Raw genomic sequence first — 5,869 nt, forward strand, 5'->3', positions numbered from 1 at the left:
TTCGAATCCCGCCCGGATCACTTTAAAAATAAGGCACTTATCGGAATCTCCGGTGAGTGTTTTGCTTTTTGTGTAAACAATGTGTAAACAAATTCACCCTGACTCTCCGGAACACCCAATCAAGTACCCGGATCTCATATCACATTTACTGACCTTCATCTGGACTTGCGCTTCAGTCTTAAAATCTAACAAATGTATGCATGAGACAAGTTGTCAAAATCTCCATTTATTTTTGCCCTTTTTCTTCGTACATTCTTGATGATTGATTATGAATGTTTTTTAACAAAATAATTGTACATTTGTGTTTAGTAGAACGATCGATGCAATTTTCATGGGAATATGAATCTGACTTCATATCAGGCCAAATATTTTTCGCACGAACTTACCAGGCAGCTTCCTTCAAACGATATAGGGAAATTCACTGTTTCGCTTCAGGATGCGCAAGTCGATCTCAATCCACATCAGGTTGAAGCAGCCCTGTTTGCATTCAAGTCTCCGCTCTCGAATGGAGCGATCCTGGCTGATGAAGTGGGACTAGGAAAAACTATCGAGGCCGGAATTATTCTCTCCCAACAGTGGACCGAACGAAAAAGATGCCTGTTAATTATTTGTCCGTCCAACCTCAGGAAACAATGGAGCCAGGAATTGGCCAATAAGTTCTTTCTACCCTCTGTGATTCTCGAAACGAAATCGTTTAACAACGAGATCAATGAGAAAAACTTCAATCCATTTCATCAGAAGGACAAGATCGTTATTTGTTCATTCCAGTTTGCCAAGTCAAAAGCGAGTTATGTTGAAGCGACCAACTGGAACCTGGTGATCATTGATGAAGCGCACCGGTTGAGAAATGTGTACAAGTCTTCCAATTTGATTGGGAATGCCATCAGACAAGCGCTTCTACCCAGAAAAAAGGTTCTGCTTACTGCTACTCCTCTTCAGAATTCGGTACTCGAATTGTATGGTTTGGTCAGCATCATCGATGATTTCGTGTTCGGTGATCTGAAAAGCTTCAAAAGCCAATATAGCCGCCAGCTTGAAGAAGAGGATTATTATGAGTTGAAAAAAAGACTGCAGTCGGTCTGTAAGAGAACACTCCGCCGGCAGGTGTTGGAATACATCAGTTACACTGAGCGGAGAGCAATCTGTGAAGAATATATTCCCCGGAGCCAGGAACAGGAATTGTACGATGCCGTTTCTAAATACCTGCAAAAGCCAAAACTGTATGCCTTGCCCAGGAGTCAGAGGCAGTTGATGACGCTTATCCTGCGTAAACTGCTGGCCTCATCAACCTATGCCATTTATGGTACTTTCGACACATTGGTCAAAAGGCTCGAATCCATCGTTGAGAAACATGAAACTGATATTGCCGATTTATTCTCCGATGAATATGAGGCGTTGAATGAAACAAGGGATGAGTGGGTCGAAGATGAAGAAGAGAGCATCGTGGAAGAAGAACAGCAATATTCCGATGCTGATATCCAGGGAATAAAAGAAGAGATCGTAGTTCTGAAGGAATTCCGCGAACTGGCCAGGGTAATAAAGAAAAACTCGAAAGCTGATCACCTTTTCATTGCGCTGGACAAAGCTTTTGAACAGTTACAACTGTTGGGGGCCAACCAGAAAGCACTGATCTTTACCGAATCTAGGAGGACCCAGGAATATTTGTATAATCTCCTGACAGAGAAAAAGTACAAAGATCAGGTTGTTCTGTTCAATGGCACAAATAATGATCCACAGTCAACCAAGATCTATAACCGGTGGCTTGAAAAGCATAAAGGTACCGACAAGATTTCCGGATCACCCACCGCAGATAAGCGATCCGCGATAGTCGATTATTTCAGAGACAATGCGACCATCATGATTGCAACCGAAGCGGCATCTGAAGGGGTTAACCTGCAATTTTGTTCGTTGGTGCTGAATTACGATATGCCCTGGAACCCGCAAAGGATTGAGCAAAGAATTGGTCGCTGTCACAGGTATGGACAAAAGTTTGATGTGGTGGTCAATTTTGTCAATATCCGGAACCAGGCCGATGTACGTGTATATGAACTGCTGGAGCAGAAGTTCAGGTTGTTCGATGGTGTCTTTGGTGCCAGCGATGAAGTGTTGGGTGTTATAGGCAACGGGGTCGACTTTGAGAAGAGAATAGCCCAGATATACCAGGAATGTAGAACGACCGAAGAGATTCAAAGTGCTTTCGATGATTTGCAGGAGGAGTTGAAACCTGCCATCTCAGAAAAATTACAGCGTGTTCGTTCTATCTTGTTGGAAAATTTTGATGAGGAGGTGCGGGAGAAGTTGAGGGTCAATTACGATAAAACGAGATCCTACCTCAATTCTTTCGAACAAAAATTGTGGAAGATAACCAAGTATGTGTTGAAAGACGATGCATTTTTCAACGACAGTGATTTCTCATTCCATTTGCCCGGGAATCCCTTTCACGATGTGACCATTCATCCTGGTTCTTACAAGATGCTTCGTACCGAGGAGGGGAAGAAGAAAAGCGATATCGTTGTCCCGGATGATACGAACATCTACAGGGTAGGGCACAAATTGGCGCAACGCATCTTGCAGGAATGCAAATCGCTACCCACACCGGTGCGGATGATCGAATTCAATTATACCGACACCCCTACGCTCATATCCTCATTGAACGGTTTGATAGGCAATTCCGGATGGTTGCGGGTGGAACAATTGAACATCAATTCGTTTGAAGACGAAGATTATTTGTTGTTGTCCTGTATTACGGATGAGGGCGCTGAGATTGAGCCCGAAATAGCCCAAAGACTCTTTTCATTGCGGACAGAAGAGAAAGATTTGCTATATTTAGATCCCGAAACTGAATCACGTCTGTCAAAGAGCATCGCCAGGTATAGGCAGGAAATTGTTACCACCAATGCATTGCGAAACAGAGATTTTTTTGATATTGAGATGGACAAGCTCGATCAGTGGGCCGATGACATGAAGATTAGCCTCGAGAAGGAAATAAAGGATCTTGATGCTGAAATAAAGCTCCGGAGAGCAGAAGCAAAGAAAATGCTCAGTCTCGAATCAAAAGTAGCGGCACAACGTGAAATAAAGAAACTGGAAAAGGAACGCAATGAGAAGAGGCAATCATTGTTTGTTTCTCAGGATGAAATTGACGAGAGAAAGGAGAACCTGTTGACGGATATTGAAAAGATGCTGGATCAAAAACTGATTCAGGAAGAGGTGTTCACGATCAAATGGAGGGTGATATAAAAAAAGCCCGTCGAAACGGGCTTAATTCTTTTCACTTATTTACGTTTACAGGTTGTGTAAAGAGGCTTGAATAAGTATTACGATGCAAATATAGGGATCATAAATGATAATTACAAAAAACTGAAGGATTAAATTCCGGTTTATTTGATTATTTAACTTTTTATGTCTGTGGACATTGACATTATAAGGAAATATATTTCTGATGCGCGATTGCAAAACTACTTGGATGTGAGTCAGAACAATTACCCGAAAGCGTTGAAGCTTTATCAGGCGAATGTACGATTGTCCCAGTCCTTCTATCCTCTTTTGTCACTGGTGGAGGTGATCCTAAGAAATGCATTGAATGAAGAACTATCACGACATTTCAATGACGCCGATTGGCTCTTGAATCAGGTAAATGGTTTTATGATGGATAATGCTTTGATTTATAGAGATCGAACCGGAAAGATTAAGGAAAATTTCTTTCTTAAATCAAGTGTTGAAAAATCCATGAAAAATGTTCCCAAACCCATTTCACAAGGCAAGATTATCGCTGATCTCAACTTTGGTTTTTGGACTGCGCTGTTTAATGTTACACATTCGAGAATATTAAAAGGGGTTCCTATGCGCATCTTTGTGAATTTACCTCAGGGATTCAATCGGAAGAAAGTTTGCGAGATACTGGATAAGGTGCGCGATTTCAGGAACCGGGTGTACCACAATGAACCCATCATTTTTAAGATGAAGGATGATGGTACGGTTGAATTCAATCTGAACAAGGCTGAATCAATATACGGATATATCAAAGAGTTTTTTTCCTGGTTTGATCTTGATTTCAACCTTTGGACCAAGAGGATCGATCACGTAATGTATGAAATCGAAAACGCAAAATGTGTGATGAACAACTATCCGGGAAAAAAGTACTATATGAAGAGACTGTATTTCGATCTGATACATTTCAAGGATATACATTCATGATTGTGTGAATGGCAAGTGACAGCAAGACAATTCAAGATGATCAATTGATTAGAAAGAAACAATATAATGGCAAAGAAACCACTTCAAAAACTCGAACTCACCTGGATTGGAAAGGGTGATGAATCCAAACTTGAACCACGCATCCTGGTGGAGAATCCCGAATACTCCTACGGTGACCCCGATTCGGAGAATATGCTGATCCATGGGGACAATCTTTTGGCTTTAAAAGCCTTGGAACAGGACTATGCGGGCAAAGTGAAATGCATCTACATCGACCCACCCTATAATACAGGCAATGCTTTTGAACATTACGATGATGGGGTAGAACATAGTCAGTGGCTTAATCTAATGAAACCTCGATTAACTCTATTGCGTAATTTATTATCAAATGATGGATCCATTTGGATTTCGATCGATGATGATGAAAGCCACTATCTGAAAGTGCTTTGCGACGAAGTATTTGGTCGTCAGAATTTTATTAATAATGTGATTTGGGAAAAAAAATATTCGCCACAAAACGACGCAAAATGGTTGTCCGACAGTCACGATCACATATTAGTATACGCAAAAAATAAAGTAATCTGGAGACCTAACCTTTTGCCTCGTACTGAAGAAATGGATAAACGTTATAAAAATCCAGATAATGATCCAAGAGGACCTTGGAAACCGGCTGACTTTTCAGTGAGAACATACACACCATCAAATGATTATCAAATTGAATTGCCATCTGGCAGAATCGTGTCTCCCCCGAAAAGTCGCTGTTGGGTCACTTCAAAAGAGAGATTTTATGAACTAATGGATGATAATAGAATTTGGTTTGGTATTACCGGCAATAATGTTCCGTCAGTTAAAAAGTTTTTATCCGAAGTGCAAGATGGTATTGTATCTAAAACTATATGGTTCAGAGTAGAGGTTGGAGACAATCAGGATGCAAAAAAAGAAGCAAAAGCTTTTAATTCGGTTAGTGTGTTTTCTACTCCCAAACCTGAAAAACTTGTTGAGAGAATAATAACTCTTGCATCTAATGAAGGAGGTCTAATTCTAGATTCCTTCCTCGGCTCAGGAACAACAGCTGCTGTTGCCCATAAAATGGGAAGAAGGTACATCGGAATAGAATTAGGTGATCACGCTTTCACCCATTGCTACCCAAGGCTAAAAGCGGTAGTGGACGGAGAACAGGGTGGTATCAGCAAATCGGTCAATTGGAAAGGTGGTGGAGGATTTAAATACTACACCCTTGCTCCCAGTTTGTTGAAGAAAGATAAGTTTGACAATTGGATCATTAGCAAGGAGTACAATGCCGATATGTTGGCAGCAGCCATGGCAAAACAGGAAGGGTTCAAATACAATCCTCACGATTCAATCTATTGGAAGCAGGGACAAAGTTCAGAAAGAGATTTCATCTATACAACCACGCAATTCCTCACGCTGGAATCATTGGATCAGATCGAGGACGAGATGCAGCCCGATGAAACCTTGTTGATCTGTTGCAAATCGTACCAGAAAGAGTGCAAAAATAAGTATCCCGGGATTACGATCAAAAAAATTCCTCAGATGCTGTTGGGCAGATGTGAGTTTGGAAAAGATGATTATAGCTTTAATATAATCAACAGCCCACTAATGGAATCAGATATTTCAGATGAAGAATCCGAAACTTCAATTGAGAAAATTT

At 41.0% G+C, this 5,869-nt stretch carries 3 protein-coding genes; all 3 read left to right on the forward strand.

The window, feature by feature from the left end:
* Positions 1 to 339 precede the first annotated feature (339 nt).
* Positions 340 to 3,240 (forward strand): SNF2-related protein, encoded by a 2,901-nt coding sequence (locus B4G81_RS02880; protein ID WP_286861122.1) that lies wholly within the window; start codon positions 340 to 342, stop codon positions 3,238 to 3,240.
* Positions 3,241 to 3,402: 162 nt separating this feature from the next.
* Positions 3,403 to 4,197, forward strand: a complete 795-nt coding sequence (locus tag B4G81_RS02885; protein ID WP_286861120.1) for an Abi family protein — start codon at positions 3,403 to 3,405, stop codon at positions 4,195 to 4,197.
* Positions 4,198 to 4,263: 66 nt separating this feature from the next.
* A partial coding sequence (locus tag B4G81_RS02890; RefSeq protein ID WP_294079879.1) for a site-specific DNA-methyltransferase occupies positions 4,264 to 5,869 on the forward strand: 1,606 nt, incomplete at its 3' end.

It is taken from the genome of Proteiniphilum sp. UBA5384 (genome assembly GCF_002410825.1).
GTDB lineage: Bacteria > Bacteroidota > Bacteroidia > Bacteroidales > Dysgonomonadaceae > Proteiniphilum.